This is a genomic window from Pantoea sp. App145 (assembly GCF_047947045.1).
Taxonomy (GTDB): Bacteria; Pseudomonadota; Gammaproteobacteria; order Enterobacterales; family Enterobacteriaceae; genus Pantoea.
Genome location: NZ_CP133290.1, coordinates 2,844,135 through 2,866,227, shown reverse-complemented (window position 1 = coordinate 2,866,227; position 22,093 = coordinate 2,844,135). Strand labels below are relative to the sequence as shown.

Below are 22,093 nucleotides of genomic sequence, written 5' to 3'. Positions count from 1 at the left end.
GACCTCAGAAGGTAACGCCCGCGCTCAGGATGACATTCGCATACGGAGAACACTCTCCGCTGCGAATGACCGCCTGACTACGCTGAGTCTGTTGTTTGAACTGTTCATGACTGATGTAACTAACGGCAATGGTATTTCCCTGGTGCTGTTGCAAGGCTTCGAGCACGGCGAGCAGTGCACTGTGGAGCTGCGGATTGTGTTGCTTAATCTCTTCCGCCATCAGAGCGCTTTCGACCTGCATCTCTTCTGTTACCACCTCAACAACCTGTAAAAACTCGGGCGTACCCGGCGTCAGCGCCAGATCGATACGTTGCGGCCCCAGCGGAATGGGTAACCCCGCATCAGCAATCGTCAGCGTATCCGTGTGTCCCAGACGGGCAATCACATGAGAGATTTCAGCGTTTAACAAGCGACCTTTCTTCATTTCTTCCACTCCACAGCGAAACGTTTCGCTGACCGGAGTGTATAAAATGTACATCGCAACTCAATGGCGACATCACGGAAATGTGATCGCCATCGAAACGTTTCGCTTGTACCGGGGAAAATTTGAGTTAAGCAGGGAAAAGCTGAGTTCTTTTACCTTCGACTAAAGAACTTCCCTGGTTTTCAGAAGAAATTTCTTACTTAGCCTTATGTCACTATGTTTTCTGATGTATCCGGATATGTCATTTCGCACAAAACCCCATACTTAACAACCATCCGTTGGCTGTAAATACAGATGAATCTATCTAAAGGACGATGATGAATTTCAAGGTGAAAACACTCGGAAGTTTGATTGCCCTCTCGCTCTTAACCGTCAATGTGCCTGTGGCAAAAGCGCATAACGATCAGGGAGATAAAGCACGCACACCGAACGTACATTTCAGCACCCATCCCAACATGCAGAGCAGCAAAATGCTCAGCGCTTTGACGGCAAGCATGGAAGTGCAGGAGATGACAAATGAAGCTCCCCCCTGGTACTGGGCTTACCAGGGCTGGTATATGAGTGAAGGCGGTTTTTATTTTGGTCTCCAGCCAAATGGTGAGTATGGCAAAACCGCACTGTTCAGCATTTTCGGCAAAGGCACCCAAAGCAACGTTGAATCCTGTAAACGTGGTGCAGATTCAACCGACCCCGATACCGGTATGAGTTGCCATATTCCTTATGACTGGGAAGTTGGCCATAAATATACCTTCAATGTGAAACGCACCGGACAGGATGCTGCGCAAAGTCTGACAACCTGGCAAGGTTCCGTCACCGATCAGACTACCGGTCAAGAGACCATCATCGGTATTGTATCCGTACCTGCTCGTTGGTCAGATCTGCAACCAAGCCTGTTGGGCTGGGCTGAGTGGTTTTTGAATGGAGAACTCACCTGCGCGCAACGTACCAATTTTGTTGTTAAGTACAATGACGTCTCGGGTGTGTATTCCGATACCTCAACCCCATGGCAGAGCTATATCTCCGATTCGAACCCCAATACTTGTGCAACCTATGACATGACCGGTACGTATCCGACAGAAGTCATTATGAGCGCCGGAGGAACATTTGACGGAGACAACAATTCCGGTGGCAACACCGATAACGCGCCTGTCGCGGTGGTTCCGGCCGACTTTAGCGTCATCAGCTCATCTGATGGCTCGATTGTCCGCGAGCTGGATGCTTCCGGCAGTAAAAATGCCGATTCATACAGTTGGAAAGTCGTAGGAGGCAAGGGCAGCTTCTGGCTGCAGGAAGAAGAAAAGGGTAGCTGGGTAAGCGCATTAGGACAGGCTAAGGTTCGCGCCCTCTTCCCAGCAAATTCCAGCGGTACCGCCATCTATGAATTAACCGTGACCAAAAATGGCAAACAAGACACGAAGCGCGTGACTATAACGGTCACTGCACCGGAAAATCCGACCACACCGGAGCAGCCGGGCACCGAGTTTCCGGAATGGCAAGCGGGTACCCCGTATGTAGCAGGGGACAAAGTAACCTATGAAGGGATCAAATACGTCGCGAAATACTGGACGCTATCCAAACCCGGTTATAGCGACGCCTGGAAACTGGCCTATCCAGGCCAGATAACAGAATGGAAACCATCGATGGCCTATTCCGGCGGCGATATCGTCACTTATCAGGGCAAAACTTACAAGGCGGCCTACTGGACGCAGGGCAACATACCGGGACAGCATTCCGTCTGGCTGGTGCAATAACGGAAAGGGGCTGCCACGCAGCCCCTGCTGGAGGTTACGGCAGTTTTCTCACCTGTTTCACATCCAGTTCAATGGCGTTGAAATCTTTATCCAGCTCACCCGTCAGTTCCACCCGATCTTTGGGTGAAAGGGTTTGCCCATTCCAGTGCTTGTGATCAATTTCGACCTTCATGCTGCCGGTCTCATCGCGGAACAGGTAATCCTCCTTGCCAATTTGCTTCTCCAGAGAGCCGCGTACGGTGATCCAGCTATCGTCCTTCATCTCTTCAGCCTGCTTCACCGTCACTACGCTGGTGTTACCAGCCTGAAAGCCACCAGCCTGGCTTGGTACGGCTGGCGCATTCGGATCAACAAATCCACCCTGTTGTGCCGCCAGAACCGGCGTGGCAACCAGCGCCACGATCGCGAAAAGTGCTGCATGCTTTTTCATTTGATTCACCTCTTTTCCATGAAATGTACGGGATACGCAGGCTATTTCACCATAAGGTTCTTAACAGGATCTTAAGGCTGATCAATTGATTAAAATTGGTGAAAAACAGGAAAAATGTCGCTATTTCTCCTGTACATGCGCAACTCTGCTTCGTATAACACCAGCAGAAAAGGAGGATTTTATATGCGGATTTTATTGATTGAGGACGACGGGATCATTGGCGATGGACTGAAAGTCGGCCTGACCAAACTCGGTTTTAGTGTGGACTGGTTTGTTTCCGGTGATGCGGGATTTCAGGCGCTGGCATCTGCCCCCTGGGATGCGGTGATCCTTGATTTGTCTCTGCCCGAACGGGATGGACTCGATATTCTGCGCCAGTGGCGTCAGCAGGGGCAGGATGTGCCGGTGTTGATCCTGACTGCACGGGATGCACTCGATCAGCGGGTTCAGGGTTTGCAGCTGGGTGCTGATGATTACCTCTGCAAACCCTTTGCCCTGACGGAAGTGGCGGCACGTTTACAGGCGTTGATTCGCCGCCGGCATGGCCAGTTTCAACCTGAATTGCGCCACGGCAAGCTAGTGATGTCCCCCGCCAGCCATAGCGTGCTGTATGACGGAGAGCCGGTAACGCTTAAAAGCCGCGAGCTGGCGCTGCTGGAGTTATTCCTGCGTAATCCTGGCCGGGTGTTGACGCGTAACCAGCTGGAGGAAAAGCTCTATAGCTGGGAAGACGATGTCTCCAGTAATGCGGTCGAAGTCCACATCCACCATCTGCGCAAAAAACTTGGCAGCCAGTTTATCCGCACCGTGCATGGTGTCGGCTACACGCTGGGAGCAGCAGAATGAGCCTGTTCCTGCGCCTCGCCATCGGCTTTGTCTTGATGATTATCCTGTGCTGGGGCAGCGCCAGCCTGAGTGCCTGGCACCAGACACGCGACACCGTTAATGAACTGTTCGATACCCAGCAGATGCTGTTTGCCAAACGCCTGTTAGCGCTCGATCCGGCCACGCTGCATGAAGCCACTCTGCCAAAAAACAAAGCGCTCCTGAGTAAGCATCGGGGTAAACAGGATGACGATGCGCTGGCCTTCGCCATTTTTAGTCACGACGGCAAACTCCTGCTGAATGATGGCGAAAACGGCCGCGATTTACAGTTTGATGACCGGCGCGATGGTTTTCGCGATGGAAATCTGCGGGATGATGATGACAGCTGGCGTCTGCTGTGGCTGACTTCTCCGGATCAACGCTATCGTGTGGTGGTGGGTCAGGAGAAGGATTATCGCGATGATATGACACGCAATTTGGCACAAAGCAGCATCATGCCATGGTTATTCGCACTGCCGTTTATGTTGGTGTTGCTGCTGGGGCTGGTGTGGTTCGAATTACGTCCGTTGCAACGCCTCACCCGCTCACTCCACCAGCGTGCCGCTGATGATGCCACGCCGTTGCCGCTTGCGCGGTTGCCGAAAGAAGTGCAACCGCTGGTTCAGGCGTTAAACGGTCTGTTCAGCCGCATGGCTGAGATGGTCCAGCGTGAACGACGTTTTACTTCAGATGCCGCCCACGAGCTGCGCACGCCACTGGCGGCACTGCGGGTGCAAAGTGAAGTGATCCAGCTGGCGGATGACGATGACGCGATGCGCAACCGTGCGCTACAGCAACTGGATGCCGGGATCTTACGTGCGACCCGGCTGGTGGATCAGCTGCTTACACTGTCCCGCGTGGAGGCGGACGATCTGCGTAGCGAGTTTCAGCCCGTCGCCCTGACTCCATTACTGCAAACCTTGCTGGCCGAGCATTATGCGCAGGCAGAACAGCACAATATCGGACTTCAGCTGCACGTGATCGCCGAGCCGGTGATGAACGGTCATCAGCTGTTGTTGTCATTGATGGTCCGTAATTTGCTGGATAACGCGCTGCGTTATACCCCCGGCGGCAGCCTGGTAGAGGTCAGACTGGCTGCTCGTACCCTCACCATTGACGATAATGGTCCGGGTGTGAGCGATGCGCAGTTAGCGCGGTTGGGGGAACGCTTCTGGCGACCTCCCGGACAAACGCAAACTGGCAGCGGGCTGGGCTTATCCATTGTGAAGAATATCGCGCAGCTGCATGGTATTCGTGTGGTATTTAGTCAGCGAGAAGCAGGGGGATTGCGCGTCACGCTCAGCTGGTAAGCGGACGCGCAAAGGGTGTCAGATCTCGACCTGAGTTCCCAGTTCAATCACCCGGTTCGGCGGAATTTCAAACTGATCCGGCGCGCGCAGCGCATTGCGTTGTAGCGCGAGGAACAGCTTACCGCGCAGACGCAGATACCATGGCCGGTCGCCAATGATCAGTGATTCATGCGACATAAAGAACGAGGTTTCCATCATGCGGCAGTTCAGGCCTTCCAGCCCGCAGCGGTGGAAAATCTCTTCCACATTCGGCGTTTCACGCCAGCCATAACTGGCGACCACTCGCCAGAAAGTCGGTGACAGCTGCTCAATCGTCACCCGTCGAACGTTATGCACGTAAGGCGCATCTTCGGTACGCAGCGTCAGCAGGACAACACGTTCATGCAACACTTTGTTGTGCTTGAGGTTATGCAGCATCGCAAACGGGATGACGTTTAACGCACGCGACATATACACCGCGGTGCCCGGCACACGCACCGGCGGTGATTTCTCCAGTGAAGCAATCATCGCTTCGAGAGAATTGCCGTGTTCATGCATACGGCGCAGCAGGCGGAAACGCTCGCTTTTCCAGGTGGTCATTACGATAAACATCACCAGCGCCAGGGAGAGCGGCAGCCAGCCGCCGGAGAAGATTTTCACCAGGTTGGCGGAGAACAGCGACACATCGATACAGAGCAACGAAACCAGAATGAAACTGACCAGAATTTTATTCCAGTGCCAGTTTTTGATCGCCACGGTGCAGGACAGAATGGTGGTCAGCACCATGGTGCCGGTTACCGCGATACCGTACGCTGCCGCCAGATTGCTGGAGTGTTCAAAGCTGACGATGACAATCAGCACAGCGAAATAGAGCAGCCAGTTGATCACCGGAACGTAGATCTGGCCGGACTCCATCTCAGAGGTGTGAATAATACGCATCGGTGGCAGATAGCCGAGGCGCACCGCCTGACGCGTCAGCGAGAACACGCCGGAAATAACCGCCTGCGAGGCAATCACCGTCGCCAGCGTGGCGAGAATCAGCAGCGGAATCAGCGCCCAGTCCGGGGCCAGCAGGAAGAAGGGGTTTTTGATGGCTTCAGGATGAGACAGCAGCAATGCGCCCTGACCAAAGTAATTCAGCACCAACGACGGCAGCACCACCGCGAACCATGCCACGCGAATCGGCAATTTACCGAAGTGCCCCATATCGGCGTATAACGCCTCCACACCGGTGATCGACAGCACCACAGCGCCCAGCGCAAAGAAGGAGACGGTTTTATAATGCACAAAGAAGTACACCGCATGTGATGGGTTAAGCGCCTGCAGCACTTCCGGGTTTTTGATGATGCTATCCGCACCAAGTACCGCCAGTACGATAAACCACAGCAGCATCACCGGAGCAAACAGTTTGCCGACAATACCGGTACCGTGTTTCTGGATGATAAACAGCAGGGTTAAGACAGTAATCGACAGTGGAACAATCCAGGGATCGAGCGAAGGAGCGGCAATTTCCAGGCCTTCTATCGCCGACATCACCGAGATCGCCGGGGTGATCACCACTTCACCATAGAAGAAGCTGCCACCAATTAACCCCATGATCACCAGAATTGCCGTGGCTCTGGCACCGGTATTACGTCCCGCCAGCGACATGAGCGTCAGAATCCCACCTTCACCGGCGTTATCCGCACGCATCACGTAGCTGATGTATTTCAGCGACACCACCAAAATCAGCAGCCAGAAAATCAGGGAAAGAAAGCCAAATACCGCTTCGCGTTCCACACCAAAGCCAAACTGGCCGGAGAGACATTCACGTAAGGTATAAAGCGGGCTGGTACCAATATCGCCGTACACCACGCCGATGGCGGCCAGAGTGACTGCGCCTAGGGACTGCTTGTTTTCCGAGCTCATAGAGTTATCTTTTGTTGGAGTCGATCAGGCGGTTCGCCGACCGCTCTGGCCATCAAAAAGCGCACAGTATGCACATATTCCCAAAAAAACCTACCCTTACTAACATACAACATGGCGTCAGCAACGCGTTTTTTCGCTGCAAAAAACCGCAAAAAGGGGCCGAAACAGGCGAGAGGCCTCGCCTCAACCTTCTGAAACAAAAAAGCTGACGGCTATCAACGCTTTCACGCATGATAAACAGTAGAGTAATGCGCTCGCCAGCATGCGTGGCACAGGATCAGAAGGACAATGATGTGATTATGGCTCAACCCCATCTTTTGGCAGAAAGAATTTCTCGCCTGAGCAACGCCTTAGAAAAAGGGTTGTATGAACGGCATCATGCGATCCGCCTCTGCCTGCTGGCTGCGCTGAGCGGTGAAAGCGTCTTTTTGCTTGGGCCGCCTGGCATTGCCAAAAGCCTGATTGCCCGCCGCCTGAAGTACGCTTTCCAGCATGCCCGCGCGTTTGAATACCTGATGACGCGTTTCTCCACTCCAGAAGAAGTTTTTGGTCCCCTTTCCATTCAGGCGTTAAAAGATGAAGGGCGTTATCAGCGCCTGACCAAAGGTTATCTGCCGGATGCCGAAATCGTCTTTCTGGATGAGATCTGGAAAGCTGGCCCGGCGATTCTTAATACCCTGCTCACCGCCATTAACGAACGTCGCTTCCGCAATGGTGATAGCGAAGAAAAAATCCCGATGCGCCTGCTGGTCACCGCCTCCAACGAACTGCCTGAAGCTGACAGCGGGCTGGAAGCCTTGTATGACCGCATGCTGATTCGCCTGTGGCTCGATAACGTGCACGAGAAGCAGAATTTCCGCAGCATGCTGACCCACCAGCAGGATGAAAACAGCAATCCGGTGGCCGATTCACTGTGCATCAGTGATGAAGAGTACCATCAGTGGCAGAAAGGCATCAGCCAGGTGAGCCTGCCGGATCATGTGTTTGAACTGATTTATCAGTTGCGTCAGCAGCTGGAAAATCTGCCCGATGCACCTTATATCTCCGATCGTCGCTGGAAAAAAGCCATCCATCTGTTGCAGGCCAGTGCCTTCTACAGTGGCCGCGTGTCGATTGCTCCGCTGGATCTGATCCTGCTGAAAGATTGTCTGTGGCACGACGTGACCTCAATGAAACTGCTGGATCGTGAAATCGATGCGCTGATGACGCAGCATGCCTGGCAACAGCAACCGATGCTGATGAAACTTCAGCAGATCAAAGCGCGTCGGCTGGCGCTGCAACAGCAGCAAAGCGTGGCGCAGGCACTGACGCTGGAAAAGCACAGCGGCATGTTTAGCCGTAAACCTCATTACGAGTTGCCCGCCTCCCTCAGCGACGAACAGCTGACACTGATGTTGCAACAGCCGCTGATGCTGCATGACATGCAGGTCAGCCATGTGTTGATCAGCCATGAAGCACTGAACCAATGGCTACTGAAAGGCGGTGAAATCCGTGGCAAGCTCAACGGCATCGGTTTTGCTCAGACCCTCGATCTGCTGGTGGATGCGCAACATTGCCTGACGTTACGTGACGTGAGCCTGCAGGCAACGCGTCTGACGTTGCCCGGTGCCAGTACCAGCAATGAAATGCCGCAGGAAATCATTGATGAGTTTGATGCGCTGGATAACCAGCTGCGCGCTCAGCGCACGTTGTTCAGCCAGCATCAGCGCTGTCTGTTTATCAGCGACGACTGGCTGGCACGTATTGAAACCAGCCTGCAGGATGTGGCGGAACAGCTGAAACAGGCGCGGAAATGATCTCGCTGGAGGCGCTGAGCACGCTGCTGTCGATTGGCGAAACCGAGCTAATCGAAGAGTTAATTCTGGCTCTGCTCGCGTCGCCGCAGCTGGCGATGTTTTTTGAGAAATTCCCCCGCCTGAAACAGGCAATGATGCGTGACCTGCCGCGCTGGCGCTCTGAAATCGTTGAACAGATGAAAACCACCGCGGTGCCAGAGGCTTTGGGCCAGGAATTTCAGCTGTTCCAGCAGGCGCAACTGCTGAACCCGCATGAATTCAGCCAGCAGCTACCCGCGATCATGACGCAGCTAAAAAGCCTGCCGTCACCCTTTATTGAAGAAGCCAGCAAACTGCTGCTGCATACCGACAGCAACCAGCTAAGCAACGCGCAGCACACCCTATTCCTGCAACGCTGGCGGCTTAGCCTGACGCTACAAACCCTGACGCTGAACCAACAATTGCTCGAGCAACAGCGCGAACGCCTGATGGCGGAACTGCAACAACGCATGGCGTTGAGCGGCCAGCTGGCACCCATTCTTACTGATGATGATGAAGCCGCTGCCGGACGCTTATGGGATATGAGCAAAGCGCCGTTGCAGCATGGTGATTACGAGTTGATCGTGCAGTACGGCGATTTTCTTGCTCAGCAGCCGGAGCTGATGAAGCTGGCGCAACAGCTGGGACGCAGCCGTGAAGCAAAGGCGGTGCCGTCGCAGGATGCACCACTGGAAGAGCAACACCTGCTGGTACGCGAACCCGATAACGTGCCGGAAGAAGTCAGCGGCATTCATCAGAGCGATGATGTACTGCGCCTGTTGCCGCCCGAACTGGCCACGCTGAGCATTAGCGAGCTGGAGCTGGAGTTTTATCGCCGCCTGGTCGAGAAGCGTCTGCTGACCTACCGCTTGCAGGGTGAGGCCTGGCATGAAAAAGTCAGCCTGCGACCGGTCAGCCACCAGCAACATGAAGAACAACCGCGTGGCCCCTTTATCGTCTGTGTCGATACCTCCGGTTCCATGGGCGGTTTTAATGAACGCTGTGCCAAAGCCTTTTGTCTGGCGCTACTGAAAGTCGCGCTGGCAGACAAGCGTCGTTGCTACATCATGCTGTTCGCCCATGAAGTGATTGGCTATGAACTGACCGCCGATAACGGCATCGAACAGGCAATACGTTTTCTCAGCCAGCGTTTTCGTGGCGGCACCGATCTGGCCGCCTGTCTGGCGGCAGTGGTGGCGCGTATGGAAGGCAGCCTGTGGCAGGAAGCCGATGCGGTGATCGTTTCCGATTTTATCGCGCAGCGTTTACCGGAAGAAATTGTTAACGCCGTCAAACAACGCCAGCGCCATAATCAGCAACGTTTTCATGCTGTGGCGATGTCTGCGCATGGCAAACCCGGTATTCTGCGTATTTTCAATCATATCTGGCGCTTTGATACCGGCCTGAAAAGCCGCCTGCTGCGGCGCTGGAAGCGTTAAGTCATCTGGCGGAAATGCTTATTTGCTATAGTGATAAGTTCTCACATTGAGCAAACTGGAGCACACCGTGACCACCGCCCTGCCAACACCAACCCGCACGCTGCGGCTCTCCGGCCAGAATTCAGAACAAAAACGCGCCGAACTGCTGGACTACTTCCTGCAAACCTGGAACCTGTATGAAAGCCTGTTCGATTGTCTTGCCGACGAACGTGCTTTTTTCAATAAAGCCATTTCACTGCGCCATCCGCTGATCTTCTATTTTGGCCACACGGCGACTTTCTACATCAATAAGCTGATGGCAGGTCGTTATCTTGATCAGCGTGTAGACGATCGTATTGAAGCGATGATGGCGATCGGCGTGGATGAAATGAGCTGGGACGATCTCGACGACAGCCATTACGCCTGGCCGACCGTGGCGGAAGTGCGCGATTATCGCGGCAAGGTCAAAAACCTGGTCAGCGAATTTATCCAGACCATGCCGCTGGAACTCCCTGTCGACTGGGATAGCCCGGCATGGGTGATTCTGATGGGTATCGAACACGAGCGCATTCATCTGGAAACCTCCAGCGTGCTGATGCGCCAGCTGCCAATCGAGTGGGTAAAACCGCAGCCGCACTGGCCTGTCTGCCCGCAGGCACGGCACGATCGCAGCCAGGTCCCTGCTAACACCTTGATTGCGATGCCCGGTGGCCGCGTGCAACAGGGCAAAACCGACGATACCTACGGCTGGGATAACGAATATGGCAGCAAGGTAACAGAGCTAAAACCGTTTAAAGCCAGCAGGATGCTGGTCAGCAACGCGGAATTTTTTACTTTCGTCGCCGCTGGCGGTTACCAGCAACGGCGCTGGTGGGATGACGAAGGTTGGGGCTGGCGCGAATTTTCCGCCGCGCAGATGCCAACTTTCTGGGTTGGCGATATTCAGCAACCCGATCAGCTAAAACTGCGTCTGATGACGGAAGAAGTAGCAATGCCCTGGGACTGGCCCGCTGAGGTTAATCAGCTGGAAGCCGCGGCGTTTTGTCGCTGGCTGGCAGAAGAAACCGGCAAAGCCATCCAGCTTCCCTGTGAAGCCGAGTGGATGCAGCTACGTGAATTAGTCAGTGGCGATCAGCCTGACTGGATCGACGCACCTGGTAATATCAATCTGGCGTACTGGGCTTCTTCCTGCCCGGTCGATCGCTGCAACCAGGGCGAGTTTTTCGATATCGTCGGTAACGTCTGGCAATGGACCACCACGCCCATCAATGGTTTTGAAGGCTTTAAGGTGCATCCTCTGTACGATGACTTCTCCACTCCAACCTTTGATGGCAAACATGCGTTAATCAAAGGTGGCAGCTGGATTTCTACCGGTAACGAAGCGCTGAAATCTTCACGCTATGCCTTCCGACGTCACTTCTTCCAGCACGCCGGTTTCCGTTATGTGGTTTCTTCCCACCAGGAAACCATGGCGCTGAACCCGTACGAAACCGACAGCATGGTGTCACAGTATCTCGATTTCCAGTACGGCCCCTGCTACTACGGCGTACCTAATTATGCGGAAAATCTGGTCTCACTGCTGTTGCCGCATTGTACACAGCGTGGACAGGCGCTGGATATCGGCTGTGCCACCGGCCGTGCCAGCTTTGAACTGGCACGCCACTTCGAGCAGGTGGTCGGCATGGATTATTCGGCACGCTTTATTGATGTGGCGCTGCAACTGACTTCCGGTGAGGATTTCCGCTATGTGGTGCCGGAGGAGGGTGAGCTGGTGGAGTATCGCCAGGTGCGCCTGAAAGAGTTTGGTCTGTCTGATGAACAGGCACAGCGCATTCAGTTCGTGCAGGGTGATGCCTGTAACCTGAAGCCGCAGCCGAATCGCTACGATTTGGTACTGGCATCAAATCTGCTTGATCGCCTGCGCCAGCCGAAACGTTTCCTGCAGGATATCGCGCCAATGATTCGCTCAGGCGGCCTGCTGGTGTTGTCATCGCCTTATACCTGGCTGGAAGATTTCACACCGAAGGAAAACTGGCTGGGTGGCGTGCGGGAAAACGGCGAAGCACTGACAACCTATCAGGCGCTGCAACGTTTACTGCGTGACGAATTTGAAGAGATCGCAGCACCGCAGGATGTCCCTTTCGTCATTCGTGAGACGGCACGTAAGTTCCAGCACACGCTGGCACAGGTCACGCTGTGGCGTAAGCGTTAAAAGCGTGCAGACAGCGGCAGCTCCGTTGTCTGCGCCTTGCCTGCTCCGCCATTTTGCTGCACATTCTCCTCTGTTCACTGAAGACGAGTTTAAGAGGGAAGGAAATGGCGGAACATGTGCAGCTGGATAACCTGGATCGCGGCATTTTAAATGCGTTGCTGGAGAATGCCCGCACCGCTTATGCCGAGCTGGCCAAACAGTTCAATGTCAGTCCTGGCACGATCCACGTACGCGTTGAGAAGATGCGTCAGGCTGGCATCATTCTCGGTACCAGAGTCGAGATCGATCCGCGCCAGCTGGGTTTTGACGTCTGTTGCTTCATTGGCATTATCCTGAAAAGCGCCCGTGACTACCCCGCCGCTCTCAGCAAGCTGGAAGCGCTGGATGAAGTAGTCGAAGCCTGGTACACCACCGGTCACTACAGCATCTTTATTAAGGTCATGTGCCGTTCCATTGATGCCCTGCAACAGGTGCTGATCAACAAGATCCAGACCATAGACGAAATTCAGTCCACTGAAACCCTGATCTCCCTGCAAAATCCGATCATGCGCACCATCAAACCCTGATCCCCTTCCTTTCCTGTGCACAAACTTATCCCAGGCAGATCTCACCTGGGATGCAGCCTGGCAGCCAGTGCTTTTCGTTATTAACCCTGTTTTCCACAGGTGGATCACGGCTTGATCACAGCGTACAATGCTCGCCTTTGAGTTCCGGAGAGCATCATGGCCGATATCACGTTAATCACTGGCAGTACCCTGGGCAGCGCCGAATATGTCGCCGAACATCTGGAAGAAAAGCTCCAGGATGCAGGCTTTTCTTCCGAGGTGCTGCATGGACCGGAACTGGATGAAGTGCCACAGCAAGGTATCTGGCTGATAGTGACGTCAACACACGGTGCCGGTGAGCTGCCTGATAACCTGCTGCCCTTTTATGAAGCATTAAAAGAAACGCAGCCGGATCTCTCCGCCGTTCGTTTTGGTGCAGTGGGTATTGGCAACCATGAATACGATCTGTTTTGTGGCGCGATCAGGCTGCTGGAAGATCAACTGAACCAGCTGGGTGCCAAACGTGTTGGCGATCGCCTTGAGATCGACGTGCTGGAACATGAGATTCCGGAAGATCCGGCCGAAGTGTGGCTGTCAAGCTGGCAAACACAGTTATAAGACGATCCGGGCTGGTTGGGGATCGTGAAATCAGGGCGATCTCCAGAGGATTCCGCTGTTTTATGCTTTTTATTTCCCGATCCCCTGTGGATAACATAGCCTGAATCATGCGTATAACCGGTAGTTATCCCGATAATAACCGATGATGCTTTTCTGAGCTGTGGATAACCAGTCATTTTGATCTCAGCTTATACGGATCAGGATCACCGATCATTCACAGCAAACGATCCTGACCAACATGCTGTTGCTTAAGTGCTTTTTCAGGTTATCAACAGAGAACCGCGATCCTAATAAGAGATCTAACAGGAAGATCATCCAAAGAATAAAGATCCTTTCTTTTAAACCTCAGGATCCCGCGACTTTCACCGCAGACAGAATTTCAGTAGAATCCACCGCCCAGGGCAATGATCCCTGTCCGAACATTAACGAGGTACCACTTCATGTTTTATCCAGATCCTTTTGACGTCATCGTAATTGGTGGTGGTCATGCGGGCACAGAGGCCGCGATGGCAGCTGCCCGAATGGGTCAGCAAACCCTGTTACTCACCCATGACATTGATAAGCTGGGACAAATGTCCTGCAACCCGGCAATCGGTGGTATCGGCAAAGGACACCTGGTGAAGGAAGTGGATGCCCTCGGCGGTTTGATGGCAACGGCAATCGACAAAGCGGGTATCCAGTTTAGGATACTAAACGCGAGCAAAGGCCCGGCCGTGCGTGCGACCCGTGCACAGGCTGACCGTGTACTGTATCGTCAGGCAGTGCGTTCTGCGCTGGAGAATCAGCCTAACCTGATGATCTTCCAGCAGGCAGTTGATGATCTGATTGTGGAAAACGATCGTGTCGTCGGCGCTGTAACGCAGATGGGCCTGAAATTCCGTGCTAAAACCGTAGTGCTGACTGTCGGGACATTCCTCGACGGCAAAATTCATATTGGTATGGATAATTACAGCGGTGGTCGCGCAGGTGATCCGCCGTCGATCCCGTTGTCCAAACGCCTGCGCGCACTGCCGCTGCGTGTTGGTCGTCTGAAGACCGGTACTCCGCCACGTATTGACGCGCGCACCATTGACTTCACCCAGCTGTCACCGCAGCACGGCGATGACCCAATGCCGGTGTTTTCATTCATGGGCAATGTCAGCCAGCACCCACAACAGGTGCCATGCTGGATCACCCATACCAATGAACAAACCCATGATGTGATCCGCAACAACCTCGATCGCAGCCCAATGTATGCCGGGGTTATCGAAGGGATCGGTCCACGTTATTGCCCGTCGATCGAAGACAAAGTGATGCGCTTTGCCGATCGTAACTCGCATCAGATCTTCCTTGAGCCGGAAGGCCTGACCAGCAACGAAATCTATCCGAACGGTATTTCTACCAGCCTGCCATTCGATGTGCAGATGCAGATCGTCCGTTCGATGAAAGGCCTGGAAAACGCGAAGATTGTGCGTCCGGGCTATGCCATCGAGTATGACTTTTTCGACCCGCGTGATCTGAAACTGACGCTGGAAAGCAAATATATCCAGGGCTTGTTCTTCGCGGGCCAGATCAACGGCACCACCGGCTACGAAGAAGCGGCGGCACAGGGTCTGCTGGCGGGTCTGAACGCGGCTCGTCAATCCGCCGATAAAGAAGGCTGGGCGCCGCGCCGCGATCAGGCTTATATGGGTGTGCTGGTTGATGACCTGTGCACGCTGGGAACCAAAGAACCGTACCGCATGTTTACCTCACGCGCGGAATATCGTCTGATGCTGCGTGAAGACAACGCGGATTTGCGTCTGACTGAAACCGGTCGCGAGCTGGGTCTGGTGGATGATGCGCGTTGGGCGCGTTACAACCAGAAACTGGAAGCAATTGAGCTGGAACGTCAACGTCTGCGCGATTTGTGGGTGCATCCAAAATCCGACAACGTAGCGGAAGTGAACAGCATCACCAGCTCGCCGCTGACCAAAGAAGCCAGTGGTGAAGATTTGCTGCGTCGTCCGGAAATGACCTATGCGTTGCTGACCTCGCTGAACAGCTATGGCCCGGCGCTGGCCGATGAACAGGCAGCAGAGCAGGTCGAAATCCAGGTGAAATACGAAGGTTACATTGCGCGTCAGCAGGAAGAAATTGATCGCCAGCAGCGCAATGAAAACACCTTGTTGCCTGCCACGCTTGATTACCGTCAGGTGTCGGGTCTGTCGAATGAAGTGATTGCGAAACTCAACGATCATAAACCCAGCTCGATTGGCCAGGCGTCACGCATTTCTGGCATTACGCCAGCTGCCATCTCCATTTTGCTGATTTACCTGAAAAAACAGGGTCTGCTGCGTAAAAGCGCCTGATTGATCACGGGGCGGGCCAGCTCGCCCCCGTTAATGGAATTCTCGTCGTGATTAACAAACTCTCCGCGCTGCTGAAAGCGGCAAACATTTCTCTCTCCGATCAACAAAAACAACAGCTGGTTGGTTATGTTGAGTTGCTGCATAAATGGAATAAAGCCTACAACCTGACATCCGTACGCGATCCGCAGCAAATGCTGGTACGCCATATTCTCGATAGCATCGTGGTGGAGCCGCATTTACAGGGCGATCGCTTTATTGATGTGGGCACCGGGCCGGGATTACCGGGTATTCCGCTGGCGATTGTGCGTCCACAGGCACAGTTCACGCTACTGGATAGTCTTGGCAAGCGTGTTCGTTTTCTGCGTCAGGTGCAACATGAGTTAGGGCTTACTAACGTGACGCCAGTGCAGAGCCGCGTTGAGGAGTTTCCGGCGGAGCCGCCATTTGATGGGGTGATCAGCCGTGCTTTCGCTTCGCTTGAGGATATGGTGAACTGGTGCCATCATCTTCCTTCGGCACAGGGACATTTCTATGCCCTGAAAGGGGTACGACCGGATGATGAAATAAACACCTTACCGGCGGGTTTTGTGGTAGAGCAGGTTTATCCGTTACAGGTGCCTGAGCTGGAAGGGGAACGTCATCTGGTGGTGATCGCCCGTCAATAGCCCCGAAAATGGTATGGATTAAGACCAATCTATACCATTTGAGTTATCCCAGGCGCTGTATAAAAAATCAGCAATCAAACAACAGGCGATGAAGAGATTTATTCAGCAGGGCAGGGGAAGCGAGTTAACATTCCTGGCGGAAATTATCCGAAAAGCTCTGTTACATTTAACGTTTAATTCACATTTCATTATCAGTTAGATCACTTATCTGGGTGTATTTACGTTAAACAATAGTCACGCCAGAAAATATAACTCAGCAATAAATCGGCGTGCGTAATATCAGTTTTGCGATTTTATTACGCTGTCAGATGTCAATAGAGTGTTTTTATCGTTAATCCAGTCGATGTGGTCTAAATATAATTTTATCTTTCTGATAACTGGACTTTTTTGCCCAATCTGAAATGGGTATTTTTTTGTTCAAAACAAAATCACATTATGTCCATATGCTTATAATGTGATCTGAAGCACGCTTTAAAAGCAAGTGGCAGGCGCAATTTCACCTCATGAAACCATCATTCTTCGATGTGAATCTTTTGAGAAATAGCCCTCCGGAAAGAAATTTAAATAATTGTTCACCTTTTCGCTACTTAGCGATTGAAATCGCAGGTGCGGCCCGTATAATTTGCACGGCTTTTGCTGCTTGACTCAAATGAGTAAAGGCAGTCTTATACGACACGCGACATACCCCATTCGGGGCAGGAGAGTTCAGCACCATGTCAGTGTCTCTTTACAGTGTAAAATTAGCCCGAACCGTGCTGCTTTTTCAGCTGGTGACTTTTGTCGTAATCGGTGCGTTGTTTGCCCTGAAAGATGCCATCTGGGGTGCCTCCGCCATCGCGGGTGGGCTGGCAGCCTGGCTGCCGAATGTGTTGTTTATGTTTTTAGCCTGGCGCCTGCAGGGGCAAACACCGGCCAAAGGGCGTGTAGCCTGGAGCTTCGCCTTCGGTGAAGTATTAAAGGTGTTCGCCACCATTATTTTTCTCATTGTGGCGTTGGGTGTGTTTGGGGCGGTCTTCTGGCCAGTCGCAATCACCTGGTTATCGGTGCTGGTGGTGCAGATCGTCGCACCGGCTGTAATTAACAACAAAGGGTAAGAGGCATCATGGCTGCAGGAGAAATCTCTACTCCGCAAGAATACATAGGTCACCACCTGAATAACCTTCAGCTGGACCTGCGTACTTTCGAGTTAGTGAATCCGCACGACGCTCCCGCGACGTTCTGGGTATTAAATATCGATTCCATGTTTTTCTCTCTGGTGCTGGGACTTATCTTCCTGGTGTTGTTCCGTAAAGTGGCCAAAAGCGCCACCAGCGGTGTGCCAGGGAAATTACAAGCGGCTATCGAACTGGTTGTCGGTTTCGTTGATAACAACGTACGCGACATGTACCACGGTAAAAGCAAACTTATCGCCCCGCTGGCTCTGACGATTTTTGTCTGGGTCTTCCTGATGAACTTCATGGATCTGCTGCCTATCGACCTGCTGCCGTTTATCGGTGAGCACTATTTAGGCCTGCCGGCGCTGCGCGTCGTGCCGTCTGCGGACGTGAACATCACGCTGTCTATGGCGCTGGGCGTATTTATTTTGATTCTGTTCTACAGCATCAAAATGAAAGGTGTAGGTGGCTTCGCCAAAGAGCTGACGCTGCAGCCTTTTAATCACCCGATCTTCATCCCCATCAACCTGATTCTTGAAGGTGTTAGCCTGCTGTCCAAACCGGTTTCACTCGGTCTGCGACTGTTCGGCAACATGTATGCGGGTGAGCTGATCTTTATCCTGATTGCCGGTCTGCTGCCGTGGTGGTCGCAATGGGTGTTGAATGTGCCGTGGGCCATTTTCCACATCCTGATCATTTCGCTGCAGGCTTTCATTTTCATGGTCCTCACGATCGTCTATCTGTCGATGGCATCTGAAGAACATTGATTTTTATCTCAACTACTTAGCTTTTAACTGAAACAAACTGGAGACTGTCATGGAAAACCTGAATATGGATCTGCTGTACATGGCTGCCGCTGTGATGATGGGCCTGGCGGCAATCGGTGCTGCGATCGGTATCGGCATCCTCGGTGGAAAATTCCTGGAAGGCGCAGCGCGTCAGCCGGACCTGATTCCTCTGCTGCGCACGCAGTTCTTTGTTGTAATGGGTCTGGTGGATGCAATCCCGATGATCGCTGTTGGTCTGGGTCTCTACGTGATGTTTGCTGTCGCCTAAGCCTGATAGCCTTTGTTTCTCATGACACCCGATGTGGTGAGAAACGGATTCTGCCGCTTATCATTGATAACGGCAGAGCAAGTTAACTTAATAAGAGGCATTGTGCTGTGAACATTAATGCAACAATCCTCGGCCAGGCCATCGCGTTCATCCTGTTTGTCGCGTTCTGCATGAAGTACGTATGGCCGCCGATTATGGCTGCCATCGAAAAGCGCCAGAAAGAAATTGCTGATGGCCTTGCTTCTGCTGAACGCGCGAAGAAAGATTTGGATCTCGCGCAGGCCAATGCGACCGACCAGCTGAAAAAAGCCAAAGAAGAAGCCCAGGTCATTATCGAGCAGGCGAACAAACGCCGTGCACAGATTCTGGACGAAGTGAAAACTGAAGCTGAGACTGAACGTAACCGCATCGTGGCGCAGGCGCAGGCAGAAATCGAAGCCGAGCGTTCACGTGTCCGCGAAGAGCTGCGTAAGCAAGTCGCGTTGCTGGCATTAGCTGGCGCCGAGAAGATCATCGAACGTTCCGTAGATGAAGCTGCTAACAGCGACATCGTTGATAAACTGGTCGCTGAACTGTAAGGAGGGAGGGGCTGATGTCTGATCTGATTACTGTAGCTCGCCCCTACGCCAAAGCAGCTTTTGACTTTGCTGTTGAGCATCAAAGTATCGAGCGCTGGCAAAACATGCTGGCGTTTGCCGCAGAAGTGGCTGGCAACGAACAGATGGCAGATCTCCTTTCCGGTGCCTTAGCACCGGAAGCCTTATCTGCTTCTTTCATCGCAGTCTGTGGTGATCAACTGGATGAATACGCTCAGAACCTGATTAAGGTGATGGCGGAAAACGGACGTTTGACAGCGCTTCCAGATGTACTGGAACAGTTCATTCAACTGCGTGACGCTCACGAAGCGACGGCCGAAGTTGATGTGATTTCTGCCAGTACGCTGAGCGACGGCCAGCTGACGAAAATCAGCGCCGCGATGGAAAAACGTCTGTCACGCAAAGTTAAGCTGAATTGCAAAATTGATAAGTCTGTAATGGCAGGCGTGGTCATCCGTGCGGGTGATCTGGTGATTGATGGCAGCGTTCGCGGCCGTCTTGAGCGTCTGGCAGACGCCTTGCAGTCTTAAGGGGACTGGAGCATATGCAACTGAATTCCACCGAAATCAGCGAACTGATCAAGCAGCGCATTGCTCAGTTCAATGTCGTGAGCGAAGCTCACAATGAAGGTACTATTGTTTCTGTAAGTGACGGTATCATCCGCGTACACGGCCTGGCCGATGTGATGCAGGGTGAGATGATTGCCCTGCCGGGTAACCGTTACGCTATCGCCCTGAACCTCGAGCGTGACTCTGTAGGTGCGGTGGTGATGGGTCCGTATGCTGACCTCGCCGAAGGCATGAAGGTTAAGTGTACTGGCCGTATTCTGGAAGTGCCGGTTGGTCGTGGCCTGCTGGGTCGCGTTGTGAACACCCTGGGTGCTCCAATCGACGGTAAAGGCGCAATCGAAAACGACGGCTTCTCGCCGGTTGAAGTGATTGCTCCGGGCGTTATCGATCGTCAGTCTGTTGATGAGCCAGTTCAGACTGGTTACAAATCTGTCGATGCGATGATTCCAATCGGCCGTGGCCAGCGTGAGCTGATCATCGGTGACCGTCAGACCGGTAAAACGGCAATGGCTATCGACGCCATCATCAACCAGCGCGATTCAGGCATCAAATGCGTGTACGTCGCGATCGGTCAGAAAGCTTCTACCATCTCTAACGTGGTACGTAAGCTGGAAGAACACGGTGCACTGGCTAACACCATCGTGGTTGTGGCTTCTGCTTCTGAATCTGCTGCACTGCAATACCTGGCGCCGTATGCCGGTTGCGCAATGGGCGAATACTTCCGTGACCGTGGTGAAGATGCGCTGATCGTATACGATGACCTGTCTAAGCAGGCTGTTGCTTACCGTCAGATTTCTCTGCTGCTCCGTCGTCCGCCGGGTCGTGAAGCGTTCCCTGGCGACGTGTTCTACCTCCACTCTCGTCTGCTGGAGCGTGCATCACGCGTTACCGCTGATTACGTTGAGCGTTTCACCAATGGTGAAGTGAAAGGTAAGACCGGTTCTCTGACTGCACTGCCGATCATCGAAACCCAGGCGGGTGACGTTTCTGCGTTCGTTCCGACCAACGTGATTTCAATCACCGATGGTCAGATCTTCCTGGAATCTAACCTGTTCAACTCCGGTATTCGTCCGGCAGTTAACCCGGGGATCTCAGTATCTCGTGTGGGTGGTGCAGCGCAGACCAAGATCATCAAGAAACTGTCCGGTGGTATCCGTACCGCTCTGGCACAGTATCGTGAACTGGCAGCATTCTCTCAGTTTGCTTCTGATCTGGACGATGCAACCCGTAAACAGCTGAGCCACGGTCAGAAAGTGACCGAGCTGCTGAAACAGAAACAGTATGCGCCGATGTCAATCGCGCAGCAGGGTCTGGTGCTGTTTGCCGCAGAGCGTGGCTTCCTGAACGACGTTGAGCTGGCAAAAATTGGTAGCTTTGAAGCAGCGCTGCTGGCGTTTGCAGACCGTGACCACGCCGAGCTGATGGCTGAAATCAACCAGTCTGGTAACTTCAACAACGAAATCGAAGAGAAGCTGAAAGGCCTCCTCGAAACGTTTAAAGCAACCCAGTCCTGGTAATGTCTGGCGGCTTGTCTGAAAAGGCAGGCCGCAAGGCTTTGAGGAGAAGCTAATGGCCGGCGCAAAAGAAATACGATCCAAAATCGGAAGCGTGAAAAACACGCAGAAGATTACCAAAGCAATGGAAATGGTCGCCGCCTCCAAGATGCGTAAAACGCAGGAACGCATGGCGGCCAGTCGTCCGTATGCAGATACCATGCGCAAAGTGATTGGTCACCTTGCGTTAGGTAATCTGGAATACAAGCACCCTTACCTGGATGAGCGTGACGTTAAGCGCGTCGGCTACCTGGTCGTTTCGACTGACCGCGGGCTTTGTGGTGGTTTGAACATTAACCTGTTCAAAAAAGTGCTGGCAGAAATGAAAGCCTGGACTGATAAAGGCGTACAGAGCGATCTGGCGATTATCGGTTCCAAGGGGCTGGGTTTCTTCGGCTCTGTGGGTGGCAACATCGTGGCGCAGGTTACAGGCATGGGCGATAAGCCTTCACTGTCTGAATTGATCGGCCCGGTAAAAGTGATGTTGCAGGCTTATGATGAAGGCCGCATCGACAAGCTGTATGTCGTCAGCAACAAGTTTAATAACACCATGTCTCAGACTCCGACCATTACCCAACTGCTGCCGTTACCGCCAGCGGAAGGTGAAGAAGAGATGAAGGCGAAGACCTGGGATTACCTGTACGAACCCGATCCGAAAGCGCTGCTGGATACCCTGCTGCGTCGTTATGTCGAATCGCAGGTTTATCAGGGTGTGGTGGAAAACCTGGCCAGTGAGCAGGCCGCACGTATGGTTGCGATGAAAGCTGCAACCGATAACGGCGGAAATCTGATCAAAGAGCTGCAGTTGGTTTACAACAAAGCTCGTCAGGCCAGCATCACCCAGGAACTTACCGAGATCGTCTCGGGGGCCTCCGCGGTTTAACCAGGTTTGGAATT

At 53.1% G+C, this 22,093-nt stretch carries 20 protein-coding genes; 17 read left to right on the top strand and 3 right to left on the bottom strand.

Features of this window, described 5'->3' with window-relative positions; translation table 11 throughout:
* Positions 1-4: 4 nt before the first annotated feature.
* The gene (gene rbsD, locus RCF31_RS13075) at positions 5-424 is read right to left on the bottom strand and encodes a D-ribose pyranase (RefSeq protein ID WP_416410898.1); all 420 of its coding nucleotides are present in this window, start codon (positions 422-424) and stop codon (positions 5-7) included.
* 314 nt (positions 425-738) lie between these two features.
* On the opposite strand from rbsD, the gene RCF31_RS13070 reads away from it, so the two are divergent.
* Positions 739-2,175, top strand: coding sequence for a carbohydrate-binding protein (locus RCF31_RS13070; RefSeq protein WP_416410896.1), 1,437 nt, complete (start codon positions 739-741; stop codon positions 2,173-2,175).
* Between the two features lie 34 nt (positions 2,176-2,209).
* Here the strand turns inward: RCF31_RS13070 and RCF31_RS13065 are convergent, their stop codons facing one another.
* On the bottom strand, positions 2,210-2,605 hold the full coding sequence (locus RCF31_RS13065) for a YgiW/YdeI family stress tolerance OB fold protein (RefSeq protein WP_299455775.1): 396 nt from the start codon (positions 2,603-2,605) through the stop codon (positions 2,210-2,212).
* A 183-nt stretch (positions 2,606-2,788) separates the two neighbouring features.
* On the opposite strand from RCF31_RS13065, the gene qseB reads away from it, so the two are divergent.
* Both qseB and qseC read left to right on the top strand, forming a co-directional pair.
* The gene (gene qseB / locus RCF31_RS13060; protein ID WP_416410893.1) at positions 2,789-3,451 is read left to right on the top strand and encodes a quorum sensing response regulator transcription factor QseB; all 663 of its coding nucleotides are present in this window, start codon (positions 2,789-2,791) and stop codon (positions 3,449-3,451) included.
* Positions 3,448-4,779: a quorum sensing histidine kinase QseC gene (gene qseC, locus RCF31_RS13055; protein WP_416410891.1), complete on the top strand. Its 1,332-nt coding sequence runs from the start codon at positions 3,448-3,450 to the stop codon at positions 4,777-4,779. Before qseB ends, qseC begins: the two co-directional genes overlap by 4 nt.
* An 18-nt stretch (positions 4,780-4,797) precedes the next feature.
* On the opposite strand, the gene kup is transcribed toward qseC, so the two are convergent.
* The gene (gene kup / locus RCF31_RS13050) at positions 4,798-6,666 is read right to left on the bottom strand and encodes a low affinity potassium transporter Kup (protein WP_084878093.1); all 1,869 of its coding nucleotides are present in this window, start codon (positions 6,664-6,666) and stop codon (positions 4,798-4,800) included.
* A gap of 299 nt (positions 6,667-6,965) precedes the next feature.
* On the opposite strand from kup, the gene ravA reads away from it, so the two are divergent.
* The 14 genes from ravA to atpG all read left to right on the top strand — a co-directional run bounded on the left by ravA (position 6,966) and on the right by atpG (position 22,079).
* Entirely contained in the window at positions 6,966-8,462 is a 1,497-nt protein-coding gene (gene ravA, locus RCF31_RS13045) for an ATPase RavA (RefSeq protein ID WP_416410889.1), read from the top strand.
* Positions 8,459-9,919, top strand: a complete 1,461-nt coding sequence (gene viaA / locus RCF31_RS13040; protein WP_416410887.1) for an ATPase RavA stimulator ViaA — start codon at positions 8,459-8,461, stop codon at positions 9,917-9,919. The genes ravA and viaA overlap by 4 nt, the downstream gene beginning before the upstream one ends.
* 67 nt (positions 9,920-9,986) lie before the next feature.
* Positions 9,987-12,110: a 5-histidylcysteine sulfoxide synthase gene (gene ovoA / locus RCF31_RS13035; protein ID WP_416410885.1), complete on the top strand. Its 2,124-nt coding sequence runs from the start codon at positions 9,987-9,989 to the stop codon at positions 12,108-12,110.
* Between the two features lie 104 nt (positions 12,111-12,214).
* Complete coding sequence (gene asnC / locus RCF31_RS13030; RefSeq protein WP_013511092.1) at positions 12,215-12,676, top strand: transcriptional regulator AsnC; 462 nt, start codon at positions 12,215-12,217, stop codon at positions 12,674-12,676.
* 156 nt (positions 12,677-12,832) lie between these two features.
* The gene (mioC, locus tag RCF31_RS13025) at positions 12,833-13,273 is read left to right on the top strand and encodes an FMN-binding protein MioC (RefSeq protein ID WP_416410882.1); all 441 of its coding nucleotides are present in this window, start codon (positions 12,833-12,835) and stop codon (positions 13,271-13,273) included.
* Between the two features lie 440 nt (positions 13,274-13,713).
* Positions 13,714-15,603: a tRNA uridine-5-carboxymethylaminomethyl(34) synthesis enzyme MnmG gene (gene mnmG, locus RCF31_RS13020; RefSeq protein ID WP_299455765.1), complete on the top strand. Its 1,890-nt coding sequence runs from the start codon at positions 13,714-13,716 to the stop codon at positions 15,601-15,603.
* A gap of 47 nt (positions 15,604-15,650) precedes the next feature.
* Entirely contained in the window at positions 15,651-16,268 is a 618-nt protein-coding gene (gene rsmG / locus RCF31_RS13015; RefSeq protein ID WP_313684289.1) for a 16S rRNA (guanine(527)-N(7))-methyltransferase RsmG, read from the top strand.
* A 713-nt stretch (positions 16,269-16,981) separates the two neighbouring features.
* The gene (gene atpI / locus RCF31_RS13010; protein ID WP_313684287.1) at positions 16,982-17,362 is read left to right on the top strand and encodes a F0F1 ATP synthase subunit I; all 381 of its coding nucleotides are present in this window, start codon (positions 16,982-16,984) and stop codon (positions 17,360-17,362) included.
* 8 nt (positions 17,363-17,370) lie between these two features.
* On the top strand, positions 17,371-18,189 hold the full coding sequence (gene atpB, locus RCF31_RS13005) for a F0F1 ATP synthase subunit A (RefSeq protein WP_013511097.1): 819 nt from the start codon (positions 17,371-17,373) through the stop codon (positions 18,187-18,189).
* A 49-nt stretch (positions 18,190-18,238) separates the two neighbouring features.
* Positions 18,239-18,478 carry a F0F1 ATP synthase subunit C gene (atpE, locus tag RCF31_RS13000; protein ID WP_003849523.1) on the top strand — a complete coding sequence of 80 codons (240 nt, stop codon included), beginning with the start codon at positions 18,239-18,241 and terminating at the stop codon, positions 18,476-18,478.
* Between the two features lie 107 nt (positions 18,479-18,585).
* Complete coding sequence (atpF, locus tag RCF31_RS12995) at positions 18,586-19,056, top strand: F0F1 ATP synthase subunit B (RefSeq protein WP_084878108.1); 471 nt, start codon at positions 18,586-18,588, stop codon at positions 19,054-19,056.
* A gap of 14 nt (positions 19,057-19,070) precedes the next feature.
* Positions 19,071-19,604: a F0F1 ATP synthase subunit delta gene (gene atpH, locus RCF31_RS12990; protein ID WP_299455745.1), complete on the top strand. Its 534-nt coding sequence runs from the start codon at positions 19,071-19,073 to the stop codon at positions 19,602-19,604.
* A gap of 14 nt (positions 19,605-19,618) precedes the next feature.
* Positions 19,619-21,160 (top strand): F0F1 ATP synthase subunit alpha, encoded by a 1,542-nt coding sequence (gene atpA / locus RCF31_RS12985; protein ID WP_084878112.1) that lies wholly within the window; start codon positions 19,619-19,621, stop codon positions 21,158-21,160.
* A gap of 52 nt (positions 21,161-21,212) precedes the next feature.
* A complete protein-coding gene (atpG, locus tag RCF31_RS12980) occupies positions 21,213-22,079 on the top strand; it encodes a F0F1 ATP synthase subunit gamma (RefSeq protein WP_084878114.1) in 867 nt (288 codons plus the stop codon).
* Positions 22,080-22,093: the final 14 nt, after the last annotated feature.